The organism is Agrobacterium pusense (assembly GCF_900102105.1).
Lineage (GTDB): Bacteria > Pseudomonadota > Alphaproteobacteria > Rhizobiales > Rhizobiaceae > Agrobacterium > Agrobacterium pusense.
In genome coordinates this window covers 352,407-377,650 of record NZ_FNBB01000001.1, presented here as the reverse complement: position 1 = coordinate 377,650, position 25,244 = coordinate 352,407, and the positions used below count along the sequence as shown (strand labels likewise).

19 protein-coding genes are annotated in these 25,244 nt (G+C 59.6%); 8 read left to right on the top strand and 11 right to left on the bottom strand.

All coding sequences use genetic code 11. The annotated features are described in order from the left end of the window. Nucleotides 1-23 precede the first annotated feature (23 nt). Both glyS and BLU28_RS01920 read left to right on the top strand, forming a co-directional pair. Nucleotides 24-2,177: a glycine--tRNA ligase subunit beta gene (gene glyS, locus BLU28_RS01925; RefSeq protein WP_077986661.1), complete on the top strand. Its 2,154-nt coding sequence runs from the start codon at nt 24-26 to the stop codon at nt 2,175-2,177. Nucleotides 2,178-2,406: 229 nt separating this feature from the next. Next, complete coding sequence (locus BLU28_RS01920; protein ID WP_077986662.1) at nt 2,407-2,901, top strand: 2-thiouracil desulfurase family protein; 495 nt, start codon at nt 2,407-2,409, stop codon at nt 2,899-2,901. A gap of 55 nt (nt 2,902-2,956) precedes the next feature. Here the strand turns inward: BLU28_RS01920 and BLU28_RS01915 are convergent, their stop codons facing one another. The 3 genes from BLU28_RS01915 to purD all read right to left on the bottom strand — a co-directional run bounded on the left by BLU28_RS01915 (nt 2,957) and on the right by purD (nt 7,040). Beyond that, nucleotides 2,957-4,780 (bottom strand): methyl-accepting chemotaxis protein, encoded by a 1,824-nt coding sequence (locus tag BLU28_RS01915; protein WP_004440129.1) that lies wholly within the window; start codon nt 4,778-4,780, stop codon nt 2,957-2,959. A gap of 316 nt (nt 4,781-5,096) precedes the next feature. Then, entirely contained in the window at nt 5,097-5,612 is a 516-nt protein-coding gene (locus BLU28_RS01910; RefSeq protein WP_022555665.1) for a plant virulence effector HPE1-like domain-containing protein, read from the bottom strand. Nucleotides 5,613-5,768: 156 nt separating this feature from the next. Next, nucleotides 5,769-7,040, bottom strand: a complete 1,272-nt coding sequence (gene purD / locus BLU28_RS01905) for a phosphoribosylamine--glycine ligase (RefSeq protein WP_077986664.1) — start codon at nt 7,038-7,040, stop codon at nt 5,769-5,771. Nucleotides 7,041-7,463: 423 nt separating this feature from the next. Between purD and BLU28_RS01900 the strand changes: the two genes are divergently transcribed. The 4 genes from BLU28_RS01900 to ubiA all read left to right on the top strand — a co-directional run bounded on the left by BLU28_RS01900 (nt 7,464) and on the right by ubiA (nt 13,370). Beyond that, on the top strand, nt 7,464-9,788 hold the full coding sequence (locus BLU28_RS01900; RefSeq protein WP_077986665.1) for a Tex family protein: 2,325 nt from the start codon (nt 7,464-7,466) through the stop codon (nt 9,786-9,788). A 168-nt stretch (nt 9,789-9,956) separates the two neighbouring features. Beyond that, a complete protein-coding gene (locus tag BLU28_RS01895; protein ID WP_022555668.1) occupies nt 9,957-11,213 on the top strand; it encodes an SAM-dependent methyltransferase in 1,257 nt (418 codons plus the stop codon). A 283-nt stretch (nt 11,214-11,496) separates the two neighbouring features. Further along, on the top strand, nt 11,497-12,297 hold the full coding sequence (locus tag BLU28_RS01890) for a MipA/OmpV family protein (RefSeq protein ID WP_077986845.1): 801 nt from the start codon (nt 11,497-11,499) through the stop codon (nt 12,295-12,297). Between the two features lie 119 nt (nt 12,298-12,416). Next, nucleotides 12,417-13,370 carry a 4-hydroxybenzoate octaprenyltransferase gene (gene ubiA, locus BLU28_RS01885; protein ID WP_037090847.1) on the top strand — a complete coding sequence of 318 codons (954 nt, stop codon included), beginning with the start codon at nt 12,417-12,419 and terminating at the stop codon, nt 13,368-13,370. A gap of 76 nt (nt 13,371-13,446) precedes the next feature. Here ubiA and BLU28_RS01880 read toward each other — a convergent pair whose 3' ends face one another. Then, nucleotides 13,447-14,013, bottom strand: a complete 567-nt coding sequence (locus BLU28_RS01880; protein WP_004440141.1) for a DUF6101 family protein — start codon at nt 14,011-14,013, stop codon at nt 13,447-13,449. Nucleotides 14,014-14,379: 366 nt separating this feature from the next. On the opposite strand from BLU28_RS01880, the gene BLU28_RS01875 reads away from it, so the two are divergent. Further along, nucleotides 14,380-16,818, top strand: a complete 2,439-nt coding sequence (locus BLU28_RS01875) for a DUF1217 domain-containing protein (RefSeq protein WP_077986666.1) — start codon at nt 14,380-14,382, stop codon at nt 16,816-16,818. Between the two features lie 52 nt (nt 16,819-16,870). On the opposite strand, the gene BLU28_RS01870 is transcribed toward BLU28_RS01875, so the two are convergent. After that, nucleotides 16,871-17,821 carry a LysR substrate-binding domain-containing protein gene (locus BLU28_RS01870; protein ID WP_004440144.1) on the bottom strand — a complete coding sequence of 317 codons (951 nt, stop codon included), beginning with the start codon at nt 17,819-17,821 and terminating at the stop codon, nt 16,871-16,873. Nucleotides 17,822-18,024: 203 nt separating this feature from the next. On the opposite strand from BLU28_RS01870, the gene BLU28_RS01865 reads away from it, so the two are divergent. Continuing rightward, nucleotides 18,025-18,306 (top strand): YjiS-like domain-containing protein, encoded by a 282-nt coding sequence (locus tag BLU28_RS01865; RefSeq protein ID WP_004440146.1) that lies wholly within the window; start codon nt 18,025-18,027, stop codon nt 18,304-18,306. A gap of 178 nt (nt 18,307-18,484) precedes the next feature. Here the strand turns inward: BLU28_RS01865 and BLU28_RS01860 are convergent, their stop codons facing one another. From BLU28_RS01860 to BLU28_RS01835, 6 genes are all read right to left on the bottom strand, one after another. Further along, nucleotides 18,485-19,858 (bottom strand): glutamate--cysteine ligase, encoded by a 1,374-nt coding sequence (locus BLU28_RS01860; RefSeq protein ID WP_077986667.1) that lies wholly within the window; start codon nt 19,856-19,858, stop codon nt 18,485-18,487. Between the two features lie 117 nt (nt 19,859-19,975). Beyond that, a complete protein-coding gene (locus BLU28_RS01855; protein ID WP_045532672.1) occupies nt 19,976-20,713 on the bottom strand; it encodes a 16S rRNA (uracil(1498)-N(3))-methyltransferase in 738 nt (245 codons plus the stop codon). A 14-nt stretch (nt 20,714-20,727) separates the two neighbouring features. Next, nucleotides 20,728-22,233, bottom strand: a complete 1,506-nt coding sequence (locus BLU28_RS01850) for an inorganic phosphate transporter (protein WP_006699491.1) — start codon at nt 22,231-22,233, stop codon at nt 20,728-20,730. Between the two features lie 161 nt (nt 22,234-22,394). Continuing rightward, nucleotides 22,395-22,835 carry an NUDIX hydrolase gene (locus BLU28_RS01845; RefSeq protein WP_034495984.1) on the bottom strand — a complete coding sequence of 147 codons (441 nt, stop codon included), beginning with the start codon at nt 22,833-22,835 and terminating at the stop codon, nt 22,395-22,397. 287 nt (nt 22,836-23,122) lie between these two features. Next, complete coding sequence (locus BLU28_RS01840) at nt 23,123-23,869, bottom strand: HAD-IIB family hydrolase (protein ID WP_077986669.1); 747 nt, start codon at nt 23,867-23,869, stop codon at nt 23,123-23,125. Further along, nucleotides 23,866-25,212, bottom strand: a complete 1,347-nt coding sequence (locus BLU28_RS01835) for a glycosyltransferase family 4 protein (protein ID WP_168247074.1) — start codon at nt 25,210-25,212, stop codon at nt 23,866-23,868. The genes BLU28_RS01840 and BLU28_RS01835 overlap by 4 nt, the downstream gene beginning before the upstream one ends. Nucleotides 25,213-25,244: the final 32 nt, after the last annotated feature.

Sequence of the window (25,244 nt, the reverse complement as noted above, 5' to 3'; positions counted from 1 at the left end):
CAACAGATTAAAGTCCTTATCCCATGCCCGATCTTCTACTTGAACTTCGCTCCGAGGAAATCCCTGCCCGCATGCAGCGCAAGGCGGCGGGCGATCTGAAGAAACTCGTCACCGATGCCTTGGTGGAGAGAGGGCTGACCTATGAAGGTGCGCGTGAATATTGGACACCGCGTCGTCTGACGCTGGATATTCGTGGCCTCAACGCCCGCTCGGCCGATGTGCGTGAGGAAAAGAAGGGTCCGCGCACCGATGCCAATGAAAAGGCCATCGAAGGCTTTCTGCGTGGCGCGGGCCTCAACGATATCTCGGAAGCGCAGGTTGTTTCCGATCCGAAGAAGGGTGATTTCTACATCGCCATCATCAACAAGCCGGGCCGTCCGGCGGAAGAGATCATCGCCGAGGTGATGCCCGGCATCATCCGCTCTTTCCCCTGGCCGAAATCCATGCGCTCCGGCCCCGCTTCGATGCCGAAAGGCTCCAGCTATGCCGGTATCGAAGGCAAAGGTTCGGAAAGCCTGCGTTGGGTGCGGCCGCTGCAGTCCATCGTCTGCCTGTTCGGCCCCGAACACGATGAAACGCAGGTCATCCCGTTTGCCATCGATGGTATCGTTGCCGGCAACGTTACCTATGGCCATCGTTTCCATGCGCCGGGTCCGATCACCGTGCGCCGTTTCGAGGATTATGTCTCGAGCCTCGAAAAGGCGAAGGTCATTCTCGATGCCGAGCGCCGCAAGGACATCATCCTGCACGACGCCAAGGACCTCGCTTTCGCCAACGGCCTCGACCTTGTGGAAGACGAAGGCCTGCTGGAAGAAGTTTCCGGCCTGGTCGAATGGCCGCAGGTGCTGATGGGCACTTTCGAAGAGGACTATCTGCAAATCCCCGCAGAAATCATCCGCCTCACCATCAAGACCAACCAGAAGTGTTTCGTCACCCGCAACCAGGGTGCGGAAGAGGGCCTTTCCAACCGCTTCATCCTTGTCTCGAACATCGAAGCGAGTGATGGCGGCAAGGAAATCATCCACGGCAATGGCAAGGTCGTGCGCGCGCGCCTGTCCGATGCCCGCCATTTCTGGACCCGTGACCAGGGTGATCTGCCCGATCTTGAGACGCTGAAGGACTCGGCTGCAAAATTCGGCCTCGATCTTAAAAAGCCCCTCGACCAGCGCATGGCGAAGCTCGATGCGCTCAACGTCACCTTTCACGCCAAGCTCGGAACGCAGGGCGAGCGCGTATCCCGCATCCGCGAACTGGCGAAGACGCTGGCCCCGATCGTCGGCGCCGATGCCGCGCTGGTGGACCGCGCCGTTGTGCTGGCCAAGGCCGACCTGCGCACCGAAGCCGTCGGCGAATTCCCCGAGCTTCAGGGCTTGATGGGCCGCAAATATGCGGCGCTTCAGGGCGAAAACGAAAGCGTTGCGGCCGCCATCGAAGATCACTACAAGCCGCAGGGTCCTTCCGACCGCCTGCCGGCTGACAAGGTGGCGATCACGGTCGCTCTCGCTGACAAACTCGACACCCTCGCCGGCTTCTGGGCCATCGATGAGAAGCCCACCGGCTCGAAGGACCCCTTCGCGCTGCGCCGTGCGGCGCTGGGTGTGGTGCGTATTCTGCTTGAGAAGAACGTGCGGCTGCCACTGCTGAGCGTTGCCAAGGATCCGGACCTTCTCTCCTTCTTCCACGACCGTCTGAAGGTCTATCTCCGCGATCTCGGCGCGCGTTACGATCTGATCGACGCCGTCCTGACGCCGGAATCCGACGACCTGCTGATGATCGCCCGCCGTGTCGAAGCGCTCACCGCCTTCATCACCGGTGAGGATGGCCGTAACCTTCTGGCAGGCGCCAAGCGCGCCACCCAGCTTCTGGCCGCGGAGGAGAAGAAGGGGACTGTGGTGGCGGATGGCGTTTCGGAAGAGTTGTTGAAGCTCGATGCCGAAAAGGCGCTTTATGCGGCGATCAAGACCGCGTCTGCCGATGCCGCGAAGGCTGTTGCCGGCGAAGATTTCCGCTCTGCCATGCAGGCGCTTTCGACGCTTCGCGCGCCCGTCGATAAATTCTTCGAAGATGTGCTCGTCAACGACGAGGACGCGGCCATCCGCGCAAACCGTCTGGCGTTGCTGAAGGCCATTCGCGAGGCAACTGGCACGGTTGCGGATTTCTCGAAGATAACGGGCTGATAGGGTTGGGGTAGCCGTACATGTCAGTGTGCGCGGTTCACCCCCCTCTGTCCTGCCGGACATCTCCCCCTCAAGGGGGGAGATCGACTTGTGGCGAGCTCTCAACCACATTGAACGTTTCGGGAAGAGGGGGAGCATGCCTCTCGCCGATCTCCCCCCTTGAGGGGGAGATGCCCGGCAGGGCAGAGGGGTTAAGCCACAGCCTCAACTCCCGCAGGATAACTTCCCATTGACCCACCCCACCTCCAAAATCCTCATCAGCGCCTGCCTCCTCGGCCAACCTGTCCGTTACGACGGCAGAGGCAAGCCCTTCTTCCCCCCGGCGATCGACCGCTGGCGCAGCGAAGGCAGGCTGGTGGCGATCTGTCCGGAGATGGCGGGCGGTATGCCCGTGCCGCGCCCGCCGGCGGAAATCGAAGATCGTGCCTCCGGTCTCGATGTGCTGGAGGGCCGCGCCCGCGTGCTAGAGGTGACCGGCGGCGATGTCACGGCGCAATTCATTGCCGGCGCAGAAAGGGCGCTGGCCTTTGCGAGGGCCAATGCCTGCACATACGCGCTTCTGATCGACGGCAGCCCGTCCTGTGGATCGGTTGCGATCTATGACGGTTCGTTTTCTGGCGTCAAACATGCGGGCAATGGGGTGACGGCGGCGCTGCTCGAAAAAGCCGGTATTGCCGTTTTTTCACCTGCCGATATCGACCGGCTGGATGTGCTGACCCGTTAAAAGAAAAGCGCCGGAGTTCCCCGGCGCCTTTGTTCATCGATAGTCTTGCGGCGTATCACCCCGCCATGCGCAGCTCATGCGCCATGGCATGAAGCTGGTGACCGGACGACACGCGGAAGCCGCGGATGAGGTTCAGCAGTTCCTCGGTGTCCACGGCAAGCGCTTCCGCCGAAGCCGTGGTTTCTTCCGCCATGGCCGCATTGTGCTGGGTGGCGACGTCGAGCTGGTTGAGCGATGAGGAGATCGAGCGCAGCGTCGTATCCTGCTCGGCTGCCGAGTGGGCGATCTTGCTGACGATCTCGTTAGCGGATTTGATCTGGTCCGAGATACGCTTCAGTGCATCGCCGGCCTCGCCCACAAGCCGCACGCCATTTTCCACCTGGGCGGAAGAGCGGGCGATCTGGTCCTTGATCTCTTTGGCGGCAGCCGCGGATTTCTGTGCGAGTTCGCGCACTTCCTGCGCTACCACGGCAAAGCCCTTGCCAGCCTCACCCGCGCGAGCAGCTTCGACGCCGGCATTCAGTGCCAGAAGGTTGGTCTGGAAGGCGATATCGTCGATCACGCCGATGATGTTGGAAATCTGGTCGGAAGACTGCTCGATGCCGCTCATCGCCATGATCGCTTCTTCCACCACACGGTCGCTGCGCATGGCTTCCGAGCTGACGGTGGTGACACGCTTGGCGGCGTCAGCTGCCCCTTCCGCCGTCTGGCGCACCGCGACGGTCAGTTCGTCAAGCGCTGCGGAGGTCTCTTCCAGATTGGCAGCCTGCCGTTCGGTACGCTGTGATAGCTCGTTGGAGGCCTTGCGGATTTCTTCCTTTGAGCCGCCAATGTCGATGCTCTTGGAATTTACCTTGGCCATGGCGGCATCGAGATGGGTCAGGGCCTCGTTGAAATTGTCGCGCAGCGTTGCGTAACGGTTGCCGAGGTCGCCGCAGCGCACGGTCAGATCGCCGCCGGCCAGCTTTTCCAGCGCCTCGCCGATGGTGGCGACCACACGCGCCTGCAATTCTGCCTCGTCGCGCTGCATGTCGAGGTTGTTCTGGCGCTCGGCATTGAGCTGTTGCTGCTGTTCTTCCTCACGGCGCTGCATGGCATGGCGCTCGCGTACCTTGTCCTGAAGCGAGGCAGTAGCCTTCGCCATCATGCCCACTTCGTTGGTGAGGCCAGTATGGGGAATGGCGAGCGAGACGTTTTCATTGGCGACTTCGCCAAGCGCGCGGTGAATATCGCCGAGGGGCTTCGAGATACCACGGATGACATAGAAAGCGGCTGCAAGCGCCAGCACGAAGATCAACGCGCCGATGGATAGCGCCTTCATCACCTCGCCGCGCACCTGTGCGTTCAGATCATCGATGTAAACGCCGGTCACGACCACCACCTGCCAGGGTTCGAAGGCAAGTGCATAGGAGCTCTTGGCGTAGTCATTGCCTTCCATGCCGGGCTTCGGGCCGTAGAAATCTGTCTGGCCGCCGCCATTGCGACCAAGCCGCACCAGCTCGTCACGATAAGCGAAACCCTTGCTGTCAGGCTTGCCCTTGAAGTTCTCGCCGACGCGCTTGGCATCGGGATGGAACTTCATCGTCACATCGTAATCATAACCGAAGAGGTAGCCATCCGGGGTGAAGCGTATGGCGCTGACGGTCGCATAAGCCTGCTTCATGGCCTCGTCGCGCGAAAGGGTGCCGGCCTTTTCCTTGTCGTGGAAGGATTGCAGGATGGAGATGGCCGACTGCACCTGAGTCCGCAGCATACCGTAGCGTTCCTCATAGATCGCGTCGGTGGCGGACTTCAGCTGGTAGAAGGTTGCCACGGCGAAGGCGGCCATCAGGGCCACTACGAGAACGATCAACTGACGGGAAATGGAAAGGTTCTTCATGGGCGCTCACAAGCGTTTGGCCTCGCGCGCCTCGCTTTGCCGCGCGCTGCCGGTGTTTCGGAAAAGGGAGAAGCGCATGATGCGCCGGGAAGGGCCTGAAGAGCGGCATCCGCCCAAGGCCTCATGCTGTGCTGCATTGCACCATGAGATGACTTAGCAGCCAAAAATTTGAAGATATATTTAATTAGTGGAAGCTTTATCACGCCAGCCGGCGGAATAACCCCTCGGGGATTTTTAATTCCCCACATGGTTGCTGACGACCGTGAAAAATACAGCGCGGACGCGATTGTTTGACATTTGTCATCCAACCCGCAGGTCAGTTGCCGCGCAATTGGAAGTCCGGGAAGTTGGTCGGAGCGGGCAAGGCAGAAGCGCGTGAGGGGGCCGCCGCATCGGTACTCGAAATTTCCTTCGTAGCCGCAGTGGTGGTCGTCATGTCTATGCCGCCGGGCGTCGCAGCGGTTTCCTGCGTATGCGCCGTTGGCTCCACGTCGTCATAGGTGGCGATTGCGGTGCCAGACGCTTCCTTCGGCATCCATGCCGGATTGGTGCTGACAAATGTCACGGGCGCGCCGCCGAGCCATGCTTCCGTGCGCACCAGCGTCTGCTTGCCATCCACTTCCCGCATTTCCGTGTGCTGGGTCCCGGGTTCTATGGAAGGAATGCTGTAAACCTGCGCCGCGGTTTTCTCCTTGACCTGCTGGCAACCCGTGCAGTCGCGACGGATGAAGCTGCCATTGGTGGTGTGAACACCGTTGATATATTCGATGGAAGACGCCATGGCAGACCCGCCGGTCAGCACGACAATCGCTGTCAGAAGAAGACGCCGCATCGAAAAAGCCCCCAAATAACGGCGCCGCCTCGTGATACGGGCAAAGTGCGCCATTCCATGTTCGGGCAAGTATTACCGGCGTTTCGTTTCCATCGGGTCAGCAAACTTGGTAAAAATTGAACGAAATATTCGTTGCCGGCCCGTTTGATCTAAAAATCAGGCCTTTTCGCGCGCCACAGCCTGCCAGCCGATATCGCGCCGGCAAAAGCCGTTTTCCCACTCCACCCTGTCCGCCAGCGCATAGGCGTGGGCCTGCGCCTCCGTCACGGTCTTTCCAAGGGCGGTAACGTTCAGCACGCGGCCACCCGTAGCCACCAGCCTGTCGTCCTTCAACGCAGTCCCGGCATGGAACACCTTCGCTTCTTCGGTCGCTTCAGGAATATGCGCGATCGGCGTGTTCTTGTCGTATGCGCCGGGGTAACCCTTGGAAGCCAGGACGACGGTCAGTGCAGCCTCGTCGCGCCATTCCGCGTCAACCCTGTCCAGTGTGCCAGTGGCCGTGGCGTAGAGGATGGGCAGCAGATCACTTTTCAGGCGCATCATCAGCACCTGGCATTCTGGATCGCCGAAGCGCACGTTGTATTCAATGAGTTCCGGGCCCTTGGCGGTAATCATCAGTCCAGCAAAGAACACGCCGGAGAAGGGATTACCATCTTTCGCCATGCCCGAGATCGTCGGCTCGATGATTTCTTTCATGGTGCGCTCCACCATGGTCGCGGTCATTACGGGGGCGGGCGAATAGGCACCCATGCCGCCCGTATTCGGACCGGTATCACCATCACCGACGCGCTTGTGATCCTGCGCGGTTGCGAGCGCCAGCGCGGTCTTGCCGTCGGAAAGGCAGAAGAAGCTCGCTTCCTCGCCATCGAGGAAGGCCTCCACCACCACTTCGGCGCCGGCCGCGCCGAAAGCGCCGTCGAAGCAGTCGTCAATCGCGGCAAGCGCTTCCGCTTCCGTCATGGCCACGGTCACGCCCTTGCCGGCGGCAAGCCCGTCGGCCTTGATGACGATGGGCGCACCCTGTGCGCGGACGTAGTCCTTGGCCGGCTCTGCGGATTTGAAACGCTGGTAAGCGCCGGTCGGAATATCGTAGCGCGCGCAGAGATCCTTCGTGAAACCCTTGGAACCCTCCAGCTGGGCTGCCGCTTTCGATGGCCCGAAAGTGGCGATGCCGGCGGCACGCAGGTCATCCGCCAGACCGGCGACCAGCGGTGCTTCCGGGCCGATGACGACGAAGTCGATTGCCTTTTCTTTTGCAAAGGCGATGACGGCCGCGTGGTCCTCGACGTTTAGCTGTACGAGCGTCGCGTGGTCGGCGATGCCGGGATTGCCGGGGGCTGCGTAGAGCGCATCAAGCAGGGGAGACTGGGCGATTTTCCACGCCAGCGCATGTTCGCGTCCGCCGGAACCGATCAACAGAACTTTCATGGTCAATACCCCTGCAAATTCGCCAGTAACCTTGTGTCAGGGGCGTTAAGGGCAGGGGGGCGAAAGGTCAAGACGAATATGTGGCGATTGCCTCGCGTTTAGCCTGCGAACAGAGGCTGCAAATCCCTCCTCCGTCATGCCGGACTTGATCCGGCATCCAGCCACGGCGCGTCTGCGCCGTGAAAGAGCCTTAAGCGATCAAGGACTTGATCGCACTGGACCCCGGATCAAGTCCGGGGTGACGGTGTGCGGATGGTGCCGTTCTGCATCAGAAATCGCTTTTCGAGACGCCGCGGTCACTACGATGAATTGCCTGTCTTTCCCCTGAAGTCAGCCTTTCCTGTGGAATCGTTGTCGCCTCTTGTTGTCACGCCACAATCAGACATTATGGTCGCCGCTCCAGATATGACAGCAGAGACCCATATGACCGCAGACAACGCCCGCCTCACCACGCTCATCGCCTCCGAAATCAACGCCAGCCCCGATCAGGTAAAGGCGGCGGTGACCCTGCTGGACGAGGGCGCGACCGTTCCCTTCATCGCCAGATACCGCAAGGAAGTGACGGGAGGGCTTGACGATACCCAGCTGCGCACGCTTTCCGAACGCCTTGTCTATCTGCGCGAACTCAATGCACGTCGCTCTTCCATCGTCGATTCCATCAGCGGGCAGGGAAAGATGACCGATGAGCTGATGGTCAAGATCATGCAGGCGGGCACCAAGGCCGAGCTGGAAGACCTCTACCTGCCCTATAAGCCGAAGCGCCGCACCCGTGCCGAAATCGCCCGCGAGCGCGGTCTTGGCCCGCTTGCCGAAGCCATATGGGAAAACCGCGCCGCCGATCCGGCGAAACTGGCGGAGGCCTATGTGCAGGGAGAGGTGGCCGATGTGAAGGCGGCGCTCGAGGGCGCGCGAGACATCGTGGCTGAAACCATGACGGAAAATGCCGATCTGCTTGGCCGCCTGCGCGATTACATGCGCCAGAACGCCACCTTCCGCGCCAAGGTGGTGGATGGCAAACAGGCGGCGGGCGAGAAGTTTTCCGATTATTTCGACCATTCCGAACGCTGGGCAAGCGTGCCGGGCCACCGGGCGCTCGCCATGCTGCGCGGCTGGAACGAGGAAATTCTGACATTGACGATTGATGTCGATGCAGACGATCCCGCACCGGTGAAGCCGGCGCAGCGCACCATCGCCGCCGCCTTCGATATCCGCAATGCTGGCCCCGCCGATCAATGGCTGATGGAGGTCGCCGGCTGGACGTGGCGCGTGAAACTCTCCATGTCGCTGTCGCTCGACCTGATGCGCGAGTTGCGTGAGCGGGCGGAAGAAGAGGCGATCAATGTCTTCGCACGGAACCTCAAGGATCTCCTGCTGGCCGCCCCCGCCGGATCGCGCGCCACCATGGGTCTCGATCCGGGCATCCGCACCGGCGTCAAGGTGGCCGTGGTCGATGGCACCGGCAAGCTGCTGGACACCTCGACGGTTTACCCCTTCCAGCCGAAGAACGACGTGCGCGGCGCGCAGGCGGAACTCGCCTTGCTCATTCGCAAGCACAATGTCGAGCTAATCGCCATCGGCAATGGCACCGGCAGCCGCGAGACGGAAAAGCTGGTGGCCGATCTTCTGGCCCAGCTGCCGGCTTCCGCTTCAGGTACAAAGCCCACCAAGGTAATCGTGTCGGAGGCGGGCGCATCCGTCTATTCCGCTTCGGAGCGGGCGGCGGCCGAATTCCCCAATCTCGACGTTTCGCTACGTGGAGCAGTCTCCATTGCCCGCCGCCTTCAGGACCCGCTGGCGGAACTGGTGAAGATCGAGCCGAAATCTATCGGCGTCGGTCAATACCAGCACGATGTCGATCAGGGCCGCCTCAGCCGCTCGCTCGATGCTGTCGTGGAAGATGCCGTGAATGCCGTCGGCGTAGACCTCAACACGGCCTCGTCGCCGCTTCTGGCGCGCGTTTCCGGTCTCGGCGCCTCGATTGCCGATGCCATCGTTGCCCATCGCGATCAGACCGGTCCATTCGCGAGCCGCAAGGAATTGCTCAAAGTGCCGCGCCTCGGCCAGCGCACCTTCGAACAATGCGCGGGCTTCCTGCGCATTCCAAACGGCAAGGAGCCGCTGGATGCCTCGTCCGTTCACCCGGAAGCCTATGGCGTGGCGAAGAAGATCGTCGCCGCCTGCGGCCGCGATCTGCGCTCGCTGATGGGCGATAGCGCCACCTTGAAGTCGCTGGACCCTAAGAAGTTCATCGATGAGCAATTCGGCCTGCCGACCGTCAAGGACATCATCGCCGAACTGGAAAAGCCCGGCCGTGACCCGCGCCCGAGCTTCAAGACCGCGACCTTTGCCGAGGGCGTGGACGAGATCACCGATCTGAAACCCGGCATGTTGCTGGAAGGTACCGTTACCAATGTGGCTGCCTTCGGCGCCTTCGTGGATATCGGCGTGCATCAGGACGGGCTGGTGCATGTCTCGCAGCTCGCCGACCGTTTCGTCAAAGACCCGCATGAGGTCGTCAAGGCGGGTGATGTCGTCAAGGTGCGAGTCGTTGAAGTGGATGTGAAGCGCAAGCGCATCGGGCTGACCATGCGTAAGGATGGTGGCGAGGCTGCGCCGCAGCCGATGCGGGAGAGGGGCAATACAAACGCCATGCGCCACGCGACAGCCAAGCCCAAAGATCGCAACGAGGGGTCGCAATCCGGTGGTGCACTGGCAGCTGCCCTGGCTGAAGCCATGAAGCGGCGCTGACCTGCGGTTGAAATGATTTTTCTGAGTAAAGCCCTGCCATACACCTCGGCAGGGCTTTTTGCTTGATGAAATCGTTCAATTTTTTTGAAATAAGACTATCTTGCAACTTATGCCGAAAGGAATACGGTCAGCAAAATTGATAAGTGAGACTTAGCAATTGGGGGTGCCATGGCGTCGTCTCTGCATGTTCTTCTCGAAAAGATAATCAAGAACGGTGATCTGACCGTCAACAGCCCCGGCGGCAGCCGCACATTCGGCAATGGTGCCGGAAAGAAGGTGGTTCTCAACTTCGCCGACGAAGCCGCCATGCAGGAGATTGCCGCCGATCCGGCGCTCAAGCTTGCTGAAATGTACATGGAAGGCCGCATGAAGGTCGCGGAAGGCGACATTTATGATTTTCTGGCGCTGGTCAAAAGCAATACGCTGAGCGAAGCCCTGTCCTTCGGCATGATCTGGCGTGGCATGGCTCGCATCATCGCCGCCCGCATCAAGATGCATCTGCCGGTCAATCACAACAAGAGCAACGTCGCCCACCATTATGATCTGAGCGCAAAGCTGTTTGACCTCTTTCTCGATGAGGACTGGCAATATTCCTGCGCCTATTTCAATCCGCCCGGCATCAGCCTCTATGAGGCGCAGGTCGCGAAAAAGCGGCACATCGCCGCCAAGCTGATGACGGAGCCGGGCCAGAGTGTTCTGGAAATCGGCTCCGGCTGGGGCGGCATGGCCATGTATATCGCCGAGAGCGCCGGAGCCGATGTCACCGGCATCACGCTTAGCGAGGAACAGCTGCGCGTTTCCCGCGACCGAGCCGCAAAACGCGGTCTTGCCGGCAATGTCCGCTTCGAGTTGCAGGATTATCGTTATCTGCCTGCCTCGAAAAAATACGACCGCATCGTCTCCGTCGGCATGTTCGAACATGTCGGGCCGACCCATTATCGCGACTATTTCGAGAAGGTGGCGGAGGTGCTTGATGACAAGGGCGTGATGGTGCTGCATTCCATCGGTCAGCCCTATCCGGCACTGGCGACCAACCCCTTCATCGAAAAATATATTTTCCCCGGCGGCTATATCCCATCGCTCGCGGAAGTGTTGCCGGCCCTCGAGAAGTCGCGGCTGCTGGTAAAGGATATCGAAATTCTGCCCATGCATTATGCCCATACGCTTCGCCACTGGCGGGAACGTTTCGTGGCACGCAGGGCAGAAGCGATCGCGCTTTACGATGAGCGCTTCTTCCGCATGTGGGAGTTTTATCTGGCGGGGTCGGAAATGGCCTTCACCCATGAAAACTTCCACATCTTCCAGATCCAGATCGCCAAGGACCGCGATGCCGTGCCGCATAATCGCGACTACATTGCGCAGAACGAGGCAAAGCTGCTGGAGTTTGAGAAGACCCGGGCGCCGCTGGAGAAAGTGACATTCTGACGACGGTGTGGGCGACGAGTGACCGAATTGCGGAGAGTATTGACAAGCGTCTCCGCAATCTCGGCGTCACCCTCGGGCTTGTTCCGAAGATCTATCCACGTTGCGTAAAGTCCTTCGGTCGCAGATGCTCGGGACAGGCCCGAGCATGACGAACGAGAGGTTTGGCGCCGTGTCGTGAGCCTCGCAGTGGTGTCTGCTTCTTAACGCACTGGTTAATCGAATGGAAAGACAATCCCTCTAATTCTACGGACACCTGTCTGTATTGCGTTTCTGGGGTTCTTTCATGTTCAAGCCATCAGCGGCCGTTGCCGCCTGTGTTGTATCGCTTTTTGCCGTGGGCAATGCCCATGCGGATGGCTGGTTTTCCGGCGACTGGTATCTGAAACTCGGCGGCGCGGGTTTCACTGCGCCGAAATATCAGGGCGATAACAAGAATGAATTCGGCTTTTCGCCCATCGTTTCCCTCGGCCGTCAGGGGCAGGGCGCCCGTTTCACCTCCCGGAACGACAGCGCCTCCATCTCGCTTCTGGATAACGGTCCGATCAGCATGGGTCTCGCCGGCCGCCTGATTTCTCCACGTGATGAGGGTGATTCTGCCGATCTGAAGGGCATGACGCGTATCAAGCGCGGCGGCGAGCTTGGTGGTTTTGCCGAGGCTTATCCGACCGACTGGCTGCGCGTTCGCGGCGAAGTTCGTCAGGGCATCCGCAGCCACAGCGGCGTGGTCGGCGATGTCGCTGTCGATGCCTTCACCGATATCGCCCCCGGCATCCAGATTTCGGCCGGCCCGCGCGCCACGTGGGTGAGCAGCAAATACAATGAACGTTATTACGGTGTGAGTGCGGCACAGGCGGCCGCCGGCGCGCCATCGCCCTATAGCCCGGGCGGCGGCCTGCATTCGGCCGGTATCGGCGCCGCCATCACCTGGAAAGTCACCGAAAATGCCGAAGTCGGCTCCTTTGCGGAATATCGCCGCCTGACCGGCGATGCCGCGGACAGTTCGCTCGTGCGCGAGCGCGGTTCGAAGAACCAGTTCATCATCGGGGTTCAGGCGAGCTACAAATTCAATTTCTCCCTGCCCTGACACGAGTGGAGATATGCTCCTGAAAAGCCCCGCCGCGAACCGCTGCGGGGCTTTTCTGCGTGTACGGTCGGCTGCTGAAATCCATTCCGATTTTACGGCTGATGCTGTAGAACCATCCCATGGTTCACCACAGCGATTTGTCAGACCGCGTCTCCGACGCGCCATCCAATAACTGGGTCTATCGGATTTTGCCGAGGCCCCTCTGGCCCTATGCGCAGCTGGCCCGGTGGGATCGACCCATCGGCTGGCAATTGCTGATGTGGCCATGCTTCTGGTCCGCAGCCCTCGCGGCCAACGCGGCGGTGGCGACCGGCGGCTTTTCCTGGGGCACGCTGCTCTGGCATCTAGTGCTGTTCTTCATCGGCTCGGTGGCGATGCGCGGCGCGGGCTGCACCTATAATGATCTGGCCGACCACAAGATCGACATGGCAGTGGCGCGCACCCGCTCGCGACCGCTGCCGTCGGGCCGGGTGAGCCGCGGACAGGCCAAGGTCTTCATCGTCCTGCAGGCGCTTGCCGGGCTGGTCGTCCTCCTGCAGTTCAACAGTTTCGCAATCGCAACCGGTATGTTCTCGCTGTTCTTCGTGGCGATCTATCCCTTCGCCAAGCGCTTCACCAACTGGCCGCAATTTTTCCTCGGCCTTGCCTTTTCCTGGGGCGCGCTGATGGGCTGGGCGGGGCAGTTCGGATCGATTGCCTGGCCGGCTGTCCTGCTTTATGTCGGCTCCATCGCCTGGACGATCGGTTATGATACAATCTACGCCCACCAGGACAAGGAAGATGACACGGCGGTGGGCATCGGTTCTACCGCCCTCCTGTTTGGAGAAAACACACATCGCTGGCTGGTTTTCCTTTATGGCACAGCCCTTGCCATGATGTTCCTGTCGTTCTGGACGGCGGGTGTTAACGTCATTGCCTATAGCGGACTTGCCGCCGCGGCTCTCATGCTGTTCCGGCAGGTATGGGTGCTTGATATCGATGACGTTGACCAGTGTCTCGTGCTGTTCAAATCCAACAACCGCGTCGGCGTGCTGATTTTCGCAGGGCTCATTCTGCCGCTGCTGCTGGCGTAAGCTGCTGGGATAGCGAATACGAAAAAGCCCGGTCGCGTCATCCGCGCCGGGCTTTTGTGTTCTGGATTGAAGAAGATCAGTTGCGGGCGATGATTTCCTTGCCCTCGATCTTCATGCTCATGCCGAGCGAACCGGTGGAACGGCGAACGAGGAAGCGCGGGCGGCGCTCCGCGAAATAGGAATGGCGGCGGCGCGGACGGGTATTCTGGGTGCGCACCTTGCCGAGATGTTCTTCCAGCGGACGGGCGACGCCATCGGCTTCCACCATCAGCATGGGAATGCGGTAGGCCTCGGACCAGCTGCGCCAGTCGGCGGCGATATCGCACAGATCGTGGGCGACGAGAAGCGGAACGCAAAGATCCGGATCGTCGTGATGCAGTTCGAGAGTCACCGTCACCTGCCCGTCACCATGGTCGATGGCGCGGGCGGCAACACCCTTGAAGGCGCGGGCAGGCAGGGCGAAGGACAGAGGCAGGCCGGAAGAGGACAGAACCTTTCTCAGAACGGCGCCCCGTTCATCGAGGGTGACGGCGACATCGGTCGCGCCATTGCCTTTTCCATAGGTGACCTGTTGCGGAAAACGTGCCGGGTCTAACCTGAGAGTGGCGACGGCCCAGTCGGGCTTCAGAACGGTCTTGGTCATGTTTATTCTACCCTTGTTTTACCTGAGAGCCGGTTTCCGGTCTTCTCATCGGGACTTTTCGTCCTCTGATGTCAGGAGAATATCCGCCGCCTGTTCGAGACTGCTTAAAAATCGCGGTTAAGAAAACTTTGCATTCCCAAATGGTTAGCAAAACACACTGTGGCATGGTTTCGCTTGGGTAAAGGAGATCGGGACAATGCGGTTTTTATCCCGGTCGAAATTGTGCTCTTTCAAGCTCCGGGCAAGGCGCGTCCTGCATAGTCGCGTCGGGCCCTGCCGCGCTTCCGGATGGAGGCACGGCAGGGCGGATTCAAAGCGGAGTTTCGACGTTCCACGGGGACGAGCGAGGCTCCAGGGGGCATTCGGATGGTATCGACTTATCTCAGCTACGACCTCATCAACCGCGATATGAAGACAAGCATTTCGCGCGTGTCGCAGCAGGCAATCACCGAGCGTCAGACGAAATATTACAAGGAAAACATCGGCAATGTGAAAAGCGTCGATGAATTCCTCGATAACTATCAGCTCTATTCCTATGCCATGGATGCCTTCGGCCTCGGCGAGATGACCTATGCCAAGGCTTTCATGAAAAAGGTGCTGGAGAGCGACCTGAACGACCAGAACAGCTTCGCCAACAAGCTGACCGACGAGCGGTATCGGGAGTTCGCCGCTGCCTTCAATTTCACGGCGTCGACAAAGACGGTTCAGACGGAGGCACAGCTCGACAAGATGATCGGGCTCTACGGGACGTCGATCACCGACATGGATGACAGCCTTGCCGAAGAGACCCGCTATTACAAGGCGATCATCGGCACGGTCACCAACGTTGATCAGCTGCTCCAGAACGACAGGGCCCGCGCCTATATATTTCAGGTCTTCAGCATCGATGAGAAGACCTATACCTATTCCCATATCCGGGGATTGATGACGAGCGACATCGCCGATCCCGACAGCTACCTCAATCAGAAATTTGGCGCTGCCTATAATGATGCGGTCGAAAAGCTGACCATGAAGGGTAATATCGAACTGCACGCGGAGGTCACGGCGCGGATCGCCGCAATCGACACTTCGCTCGCGGGAACGGAACTGACAGACGAGCAGCGCACGGCGCTCGAGGCGGAAAAAGTTACCAGGCAGGACCAGCTGACGCAGCTCGAAGCCGTGTTGCCACCCAAGAGCGAGTGGGAAGCGAAGCTTGCCGCGATCACCGCAGAACAGACGACGCTTTCAAATGCCGTTACCCAATATAACAAGATGGCACAGCTCGCCGCCGCCTTCGAATTCAAAAACGATGGCACCGTTGCCGCCGGCGGGGCGCAGAAAGCTGACAATATCAAGGTGATGACGGATGCCTACATCAGCAGCGCACCGCGCGTAACGCCGACGGTCGCCACGCTGAACCGCGACTATTTCGAATCGAAGATCGGTTCGATCAAGACCGTGGACGAACTGCTCTCGGATACGCGTCTCCTCAACTATATCAAGGTTGCCTTTGACCTTAACGACCTGACGATCGTGACGGCGACGATCGAGAACATCCTGACCAGCGACCTGAACGACCCGAACAATTACATCGCGACTTTCGGCAAGAACGACAAGCGCTACCTCGCCATGAGGAACGCGTTCAATTTCAAGACGGACGGAACGCTTGCCGACGGCACGACGCCGCAGACGACGCTGCAGACCGCGACCACGACAAGCGGCTACATGACCCATTACGGCGAAAAGGATGACGCCGCCGACGAGAAGGCGCTGACCTTATTCAAGAGTGACATTAGAAGCGTCACGTCCGTCAAGGATTTCCTCGACAGCAGCGCAGTCTATAATTATGCGCTGAAGGCCGTCGGCCTCGATCCGGCCAAGGTGAATGCGGCGGATATCCGCAAGGTCCTCACCAGCGATCTTCAGGACAAAAAGAGCTACGTCTATACGCTGAAAGACGAGCGCTATGTCAAACTGGCGGAGCTTTTCAACTTCGCACCGGACGGAAGTCTGGGCTCCCCGGTGCTGGCACAGTCGGAAATCGAGATGCAGACCATGTCGGCTGACTACATCAAGAAGAAGTCGGCTTTCGGCACTGAGAAAGACAAGGAAACCGCCAAGAAGGAGGCGGAATATTTCACGGGCGAGATGCAGAAGATCAAGACGCTCAAGGATTTTCTGAGCAATGATCGTCTTACGGAATTCGCGATGGAATCGCTTGGCATCGATCCCAAAACTGTGACGAAGGAACAGCTGCAGAAGATGTTCTCGTCGAAACTGGATGATGGCGAAAGCTATCTCAACAAGGAAATGGATCCGGTCTTCCGCCGTCTCGTCACCGCCTTCAACTTCGATTCTGACGGCAATATCCTTCACGAAGACCGCAGCCTGATCCAGACACGGCGCGGTCTCTACGAGACACTGGACAATTATCTGACCCAGACCCTGGAGACGCAGGCGGGCGAAGAGAATGCCGGCGTCCGTCTGGCGCTTTATTTCAAGCGCATCGCGGCAGGCACGACGTCCTATTATTCCATTCTTGCCGATACCGCGATCCAGAGTTTCATCAACACCACCTTCGGCATTCCTGACGAACTCGGCAATGCCCCGGTCGATACGCAGGTGGCGGTGATGAAGAAATACTTCGACATCAAGGATTTTCAGGACCCGGAAAAGGTAAAGAAGCTCGTCGCGCGTTTTACCGTCATGTATGACAACGCGCAGAACACCACAGATCCCATCATGATGCTGTTCAATGGCAGCGGCTCTGCGGGAATCAGCGGCGATACGCTGCTGGCGGTAGCGACGCTGCGCGCGCGATAGGCGCGTTCAGACCGGCTTGTCAGCAGGGGGCGCTCCACGATCCGCCGCCGGACTACCAGCCCGGCAGCATATGCCCGGCGCGCAGGCGCGGCATCTTCGGATAGGTCTTCACATCGCTGTCCATCTCGTCGACCACGCTCATCGGTGAGATATTGTCGAGGCAGGCGGTGATATGGTCGGTGATGGCATTCACCAGCGATGGGGAAAGGCCCGGTCGTTTCATCAGGCCGATCTGCACCGGCGGCAGCGGCGGGAAGCCGTCTGCGGCGGTCAGAACCTTCATGCCGGTGCGCAGCGCCGATTCCGGCAGCACCGAAACAGCCATGCCCGCCAGCACGGCGGCGGCAACGACGGTTGAAGACCAGCTGGTGAACAGCACCTGGTAATCGCGCCCGTCGGCATCGAGCGCCGAACAGGCGAGCTGGCGCCAGTGGCAGTCACGTCGTCCGACGGCGAGGGGCACCGGGGCATCGTCCTTCAGCGGATGGTTGGCGGAAGCGACCCAGCACAGCGGTTCGGTGCGCACCACATCCGACGAGCGGGCCCGCGGATTGTGGGTGACGAGAGCGATATCCAGTTCGCCGCGCGCCATTTTTTCCGCAAGGCTAACCGACGGCTCGCAGACGATGTAAAGCTCGACATTCGGATGAGTCTTCGCGAAACGCCCGATGATCTCGGGCATGTAACGGTCGGCATAGTCATCGGGCGTGCCGATGCGCAGCGTGCCCTCCAGCCGGTTGTCATCGAAGGCGGCGATCGCCTCGTTATTGAGGCGGATGATACGGCGGGCATAGTTCATCAGCTTTTCGCCTTCCGCCGTCAGGCGGTTGCCCCGCCCGTCCTTGGCGAAGAGCTGTTTGCCGATGCGTTCTTCCAGCCGTCGCATCTGCATCGAGACGGCGGACTGTGTCTTGAAAACGCGGTCTGCGGCCTTGGTGAAGCTGCCCGTGTCGACGATGGCGATGAAGGTGTGCAGCTGGTCTATGTCGAGAGGTGCAGACATGGATGGTCATCCATCAGAATGATTGATGTCTTACATTAGAAACATTCGTTGGACTGATCAATAGTCTTGCGACATTTTGACACCAAGCAAATCAATCTCAACCCCGGGCCGGCGAAACGTCAGGCCCCCAACCCGAGGCAGCTTCTCGCGCGTGGTGCGCCGGGGGCGGTGCCGCATCGTGCCGTTACGAAAGGATAAGTGTCATGCGCACGGCAGAACGGAGAATGGAACTGGAACTTGCAACAGCACGGCCGAACGATACGTTCCGCCGCGTCGCTTTCCGCGTCAAGACCTTCGTGCAGCGCATTTACAATCGTATCGTGGCGAATGGCCTCACCGAGCTGGATGATCGTCTTCTCGCCGATATCGGCCTGGCAAGATCGGACGTCAGCGACGCCCTCAACACGGGCCTGCTGGAAGATCCCACCGCTCATCTGACCCGCGCGGCACGTCGACGGGCCGTAACACGGTTCAAGACCCTTTGAAATAGCGCCATCCGGCAGGCCTCCAGCTGCCGGAGAGGCCCTCCAGCCGAAAGGTTTCCCCGCAGGGTGATTTGCCAATAGCCCTGCCTTTGCCCGGTGTCAGGCCCCCTCGGCCGCACCGGGTTTTTTTATGTCTGCGATTGGCGCTCTCGCGAAACCCGAAGCGGTTCCGCTGGTTTTAATACTGGTATTCCTCGAACACAGGAAGAACCGAGCCGCCCCAGCGGCCATTGTAAAGCGCCAGCAAGTCTTCGGCGAGTGTCGTTTTCTTCGCCAATACCTCGTCCAGCGAGGACAGGAATACGGTCTCGTCCTGACCTTCGCCATTCAGCCGGTTGCGGTTTTTCAGTCCGGTGCGGGAAATATCGAGCACTTCGCGCGCGATACCGAGAAGCGGCTTGCCGGCGATTTCGGCATTCAGTCCCTTGGCCGGAACCGCATCACGAAGGGCGATGACCTCGTCGAAGCTCCAGGCCGCCGTCAGTGCGTCGGCAGCGTCCAGCGCTTGCCGATCGTAGAGAAGGCCGACCCAGAAGGCTGGCAGGGCGCATATGCGTCTCCACGGGCCGCCGTCGGCGCCGCGCATTTCCAGAAAACGCTTCAGGCGCACATCGGGGAACAGGGTGGAGAGATGGTTCGTCCAGTCACCCATGGTCGGTTCCCATGCGGCGATTTCGCCCTTGAGCGCACCATTCATGAACTGACGGAAGGTCACATGAGTGCAATCATGGTATTTGCCGTCGCGCACGATGAAATACATCGGCACGTCGAGCGCCCATTCCACATAGTCCTTGAACCCGAAATCCTCGTTGAAGGTGAAGGGCAAGACGCCCGAGCGGCGATTGTCAGTATCGCGCCAGATATCGCCGCGCCACGAGAGAAGACCGTTCGGCTTGCCCTCCGTAAAGGGCGATGAGGCGAAAAGCGCCGTTGCCAGAGACTGCAGCTTCATGGAAACGCGCATCTTCTGACGCATGTCGGCTTCGGATGAAAAGTCGAGATTAACCTGAATGGTGCAGGTGCGGTACATCATGTCGAGACCCTTGGTCCCGACTTTCGGCATGTAGCGCGTCATGATCGCGTAGCGCGATTTCGGCATGCGTGGCGTTTCGTCAAAGGTCCACAGCGGGCTGCCGCCGATGCCGAGGAAACGGATGCCCATCGGCTCTGCCACTTCGCGCAGCGTCGCCAGATGCTGGTTGGATTCCTTGCAGGTCTGGTGCAGGTTCTCAAGCGGCGCGCCCGAAAGTTCGAACTGCCCGCCCGGTTCGATGGAGATGGCACCCATGCCGTGCTGTTCGCCGAGGCCGATGATGTTTTCACCGTCCATTATCGGGTCCCAGCCGAGCTTCTCCTGCATGCCCTTCAAAAGTGCGGAAATGCTGGCATCGCCGAAATAAGGAACCGGCCGGTTGTTCTCGCGGAAAAAGGCGAATTTTTCGTGCTCGGTGCCGATACGGAAATCGGCTTCAGCTTTGTTACCGCCCGCCAGATAATCGGTAAGCTCCGTAACGGAGGAAAGGGGGGTCTGGTCGGTCGTGTCGCGTGCCATGGCTTACCTTGTTATGACGTCTCTGTTGCGGCGAGGCATATGATTGGCAGATAGGGCCGTATCGTAGCTGGAGGCAAATGAATTTCTTTTAAAGATGCATGAAGAGCAACGGAGCATTCAGTTCCAGTCGCCGACCGTGGCCTGAATGACCGCCAGTGCGGCAACCGCAGCCGTATCTGCCCTCAGAATGCGCGGCCCGAGCGGAATGGGGGTGACGAAGTCGAGGCTGCGCAGAAGCTCCCTTTCTTCCTCCGAAAATCCACCTTCCGGACCCACCAGCAATGCGATTTTGCGTTCCTTCACTGCCTGCAGGATCGGCAGCGGATTTTGCCCCGTGTCGCCTTCGTCGCAATAGATGATGCGCCGGTCGTGGGGCCAGGTGTCCAGCATGTCCTTCAGTTTCACCGGCTCGGCCACCTCGGGCAGGGACAGTATGCCGCACTGCTCGGCGGCCTCGATGGCGTTGGCGCGCAATTTTTCGGTGTTGTGGATCTTGCCTTGGACATGCTGTGTCATCACCGGCTGCAACAGGCCGGCCCCCATCTCCACCGCCTTCTGCACCAGGTAATCCATGCGCCCGACTTTCAGCGGCGCGAAAAGATAATGCAGGTCCGCGGGGTTTGGCTGAGGCCGCGTCTGTTCGAGCGGGATGAGCACGATCTTCTTGCGGCTCGGAAAGGCGAGTTGCGCTTTCCACTCGCCATCGTGACCGTTGAACAGCAGGATTTCCGCACCATCGGTCATCCGCAGCACATTGGCGAGATAGTTGAACTGTTCGGCGGTCGCCTCCAGCGCGACGCCTTCGGCAAGGCTGGCTTCGATATACAGGCGTTGCATCCGGAAATTGGCGCGCATGGGATTTTTCGGCTTTAGAGAAAGAGGAAGGACATGAACCAGTAGAGCAGCGCCGCGAGCGCTGCACTGGAGGGAACGGTGACCAGCCACGCGGCGATGATCGTCATGAAGTGGGAGCGGCGGACAAGATATCGGCGGCGTATCTCCGAAGGATTGTCGGCATATTTGTCAGACCGGCGGGGTCGGCCGTCACCAACCTGGACCAGATCCTGTCGCCTGCGGGACGATTGCGTGTACCATTCGCGGAAAAAGCCGACGCCGAACACCGCGCCGATCGCCGTATGGGTTGTGCTGACCGGCAGACCAAAACGCGAGGCGACGAGAACGGTGAGCGCAGTTGCCACCGAAACGCAGAAGGCACGCATCGGGTTGAGCTTGGTGATCTGCTCACCGACGAGGCGGATGAGGCGTGGGCCATAAAGAAGGATACCGCAGGAGAGCCCGAAGGCGCCGACCAGCATCACCCACAGCGGCGCACGTGCAGAGGTGCTCACCGCCTCGTCATGCAGGGCCCGCACGATGGCCACGACTGGGCCAATGGCGTTCGAAACGTCATTAGCCCCATGCGCGAAGGACATCAGGCCGGCGGCGAGAACGAGCGGCCACTGGAACAGGATGCGAAGCGACTGGTTGCGGTTTTCCAGTCCTTCCGACTGCTTGCGGATGATCGGCACGCCAAGCCGCCAGACGACAAGCCCGGTCACCAGCCCAATCAGGCTGGCGTGGCCAAGCGACACATGCATGAGCTGCCGCAACCCGACCCAGATGAGATAAGCCGTGAAAACACCCGCCATCAAACCGATGAGGACCGGCACCCACCGCTGCGCCGCGCCAATCTTGTCCTCGCGGTAAATGATGAATTCCTTGATGAAAGCAAGGATGATGATGGCTATGGCGGCGCTGATGAAAGGCGCGAGGACCCATGCGAAGGCGATGCTGCCGAGCGACAGCCAGTCCACCGCTTTTGCTCCGTAGGCGGCCATGCCCGCGCCCGCGACTCCGCCCACGACCGTATGAGTGGTTGAAATCGGTGCTCTGGTCCAGGTCGAGATATTGACGAGAAGGCCGGCGGCGAGAAGCGCAGACAGCATTGCCCAGGAGAAAACGGTTCTGTCGGGAATGGTCTCGATGTTGATGATGCCGCTGGAAATGGTTTCGACGACATTGCCGCCGGTGATCAGCGCCCCCGCAATCTCGCAGATCGCGGCGATGATGAGCGCAACGGCAAGCGGCATCGCCTTGGCACCGACCGCGGGGCCGACATTGTTCGTCACGTCATTGGCGCCGATATTGATTGCCATATAGGCGCCGATGGCGACGGCGGCGATGATGATGACGGCGCCCGAAGTGCCCACGACAAAAGCACCGGCGAAGACCGCCGCCAGAACGACGAACATGAAGCCGGCGCCAAGGCCCGCAAGCTGCTGTGTGACATGCAGCGTCGCTTCTTCGACACGGGTAATCTTGTCGAGATCCTTGTCGAGCGTCGGCTTCATGTTTGATGGCGGCTTCAATGCCATTCAGACCTCGTTTGCCAGCATTCCCTTTCGTCCGGCAGTGTCGCAGGTTGAAGGCAATTTACAGAAAGACTGTTACATCTCGTACATCTTTCCAAAAGGAAAGACGATAAAAGCCGTGTTGGAAAAACAAACTGCAAATTGCCACACCTGGGGCGGCCGCACTATTTTGAATGCGTCATCCGTTTGTCGAAAGCGAGCATCAGCGCTTTCAGTTCCGGCTCGTTGACCCGTCTGGTCGCCTCCTGGGGGCTGACCCATTCCAGTCGCCTGGATTCCTTTTCAGGAAAGCTATCCTGCATTTCGGAAACTTCGAGCAGATGCACCTGAACCCTGCATGGCACATTGATGCCGCTGTTCAGTTTTTTCTCGTATTCGTAGTAACCGAAGGGGGCCTTCTCCACCGTGCCCTTGACGCCTGCTTCCTCATAGGCTTCCTGCTCGGCTACCGCATGGGCCTTTTTATGCGCCATGGGCCAGCCTTTGGGAATGACCCATCGTCCCGTGTCCCTGCTTGTCAGCAGCAGCACTTCAGGCCCCGGATTTTTCTTGGAGAACCGATAGCACAGCGCCGCATATTGCTGCCGCGGCGGTCTGCGCAACATCAAGCCAACATCTGTCGCCAATCGATTCAAAATCTTCAATCCGAATAGGTCCTTCTTTGCCTGCCTATGATAATTGCTAATATAGATATCCCGTAAATTCCGCCAATCCCCCAACCTCCATAACCCACTACTGTCTTCACGCTGATGAAGCCTGCGGAAAAGATGATGCGGCAGATTTGCGAACAAAGTTTCGACCGGGTGGTTCCCCGGCCGAACAGCCCGATTGCGGTCTCACGGATGCGTCCTTTTCACACCGTTCGCAACCAAAGCATCGATAACGGAACGCTTCAGGCGGGGCGCAGTCCCCAATGGCGCAGGCCTTCAAGCACGCCGTCCGCTTCGGACGCGCCCGAGCGGAAATAACGGCTGTCGAGATCAGCCAGCGATACAAGCTCCGGCAGGGCATTACCGACAATGACGCCACGAATGTCCGTTAACTCGAACATCGCCCGATCATTGCCAGTATCGCCTGCGACCACTGATTCGTCGAGGCCGATACGCAATTGTCCACATAACCATGCGAGCGCCGCGCCCTTGTCGGCGGCCTTCGGTAATATATCCAGATCGCGCCCGCTAGAATATACGATCCGGGCTTCGATATCAGCCCCAATCAGCGCAGCCTCGATATCGGCCAGTGCCGCTTCATCTGCATCATGCAGGAACCAGCTGGACTTGAGGCCATGCTGGTAACGCTCCTCCTGCATCGTCACGCCCGGAACAGCGCTCATTACATCGGCAATTTTTTTTGGGTCGAATCCGGTGCCGAGGGAATGTGTGTAGGCGCTCTCCAGGTCGCTGCGCTCCTTGGCATGCAGCATGGTGCCGACCCCGCCGATGATGTAATCAGGTCGGGGCAGCGGCACTTCTTCCAGAAGGGCAAGCTGGTCATCCACCAGCCTGCCGCTGTTGAACACCAGAACCGGACGGCGATCGTCCGGCAATGATTGCCAGAAATCCCGGAACCGCCGCGTGGCGTCATTATCGCCCACGACGGTGCCGTCGAGATCCGTTGAAAAAAGGCGAAGCGGTCTCAATCGCCGTCATTCCATGGTTCGGCCCAGTCGGCTTCCTCGAGGACCGGCATCATGGTCCTGCCTTCCACCACGGCCAGAAGCTGCTGAGCAATCCCGGTCCATGTGAAGAGGCTGCGCGCCTTATGCGCGCCCATGCGGGAGAGGCGTCCATAGAGTCGCTCGTGCTTGAACGGCTTCATCATGGTGATGCCAAGATCCTCCTTGTCGAAAGGATCGGCGAATAACGCATGGCGACCATAGCTGACGGCTCGGAACAATCCGCCGTGAATGGTAACAACGGTCGGTGTGCCGCTTGCCATCGCCTCGATGGCCGTCATGCCGAAGGGCTCGTAGCGGCTGGACAGCACGAAGAGATCGGCCGCGCGATAGATGTCGGGCAGGTCTTCATCCGCGACATAGCCGGAGAATACCACCTTGTCCTCCAGTCCGAGCGATTTCACCCGCTCCTTGAGCTGGTTGAGGATGGTGGTTTCCTGCTCGTCCATGTTCTCGCCGCCCACGGCAAGATGCAGGCGGGCCTCCGGCTCGCGCTCGGCAAGAACCGAAAAGCCGTCGATCAGCAGGTCATAGCCCTTGTTGGTAGCAAGTCGCCCGAGCGCCAGCACCACCTTGCCTTCAAATCCGAAACGCTGGCGTATCATCTGCCGTGTCGCATCCGATACCGGGAAAAAGCGGTTGTCGTCATAACCCGGCGGAATCATGTGGATGTGCTTGCGCTTTTGCCCGTAGTCTTCAATGAGGACGTCGAGCTGCACCGGCGTGGTGGCGATCACCATGTCGCAGCTGCGGTAGATGATGAGTTCGTGCTGGATGCGTTCCTTGAAATTGAATTCCAGTTCGAACGTATCGGCCTTTTCCGGATAGTCGGTTTCCATCTGGCGTTTTTTCCAGATGCCCAGCGAATGCGGCGTATGCAGATGCGGGATTTTCAGCGCCTCGGAAAGCCGCTGACCGGCGACGCCTGCGTCCCAGTAATGGCTGTTGATGAAGGAGTAGTTGAGATCGTTTTTCTTGATGAAACGCAGGGCGTTTTCGCACCATTCCATCAGGTGGCGGTGCAGATATTCCTTGGGAATGAAGTCACGCCCGCCGCAGGGAATGCGCACCACGCGGACGCGCTCATCGACCTCGTCGAATTCCGGCTGGTCTTCGAAGCGGCGCGTATAAAGATCGACGGTATAACCGAGTTGGCCGAGTTTGCGTGCAAGCTCAAGCACATAAACCACCTGCCCCCCGGTATCAGCCGCGCCCAGTGGCGGATGCGCGGCGACATAGCCATGCGTCGATATGAGAGCTATCCGCGGATAGCGTTCAGTTTCGCTCGTGGTTGTCATGGGTCCCATCTTGGTAAATTTTTCCAATTAACCCGATAAAA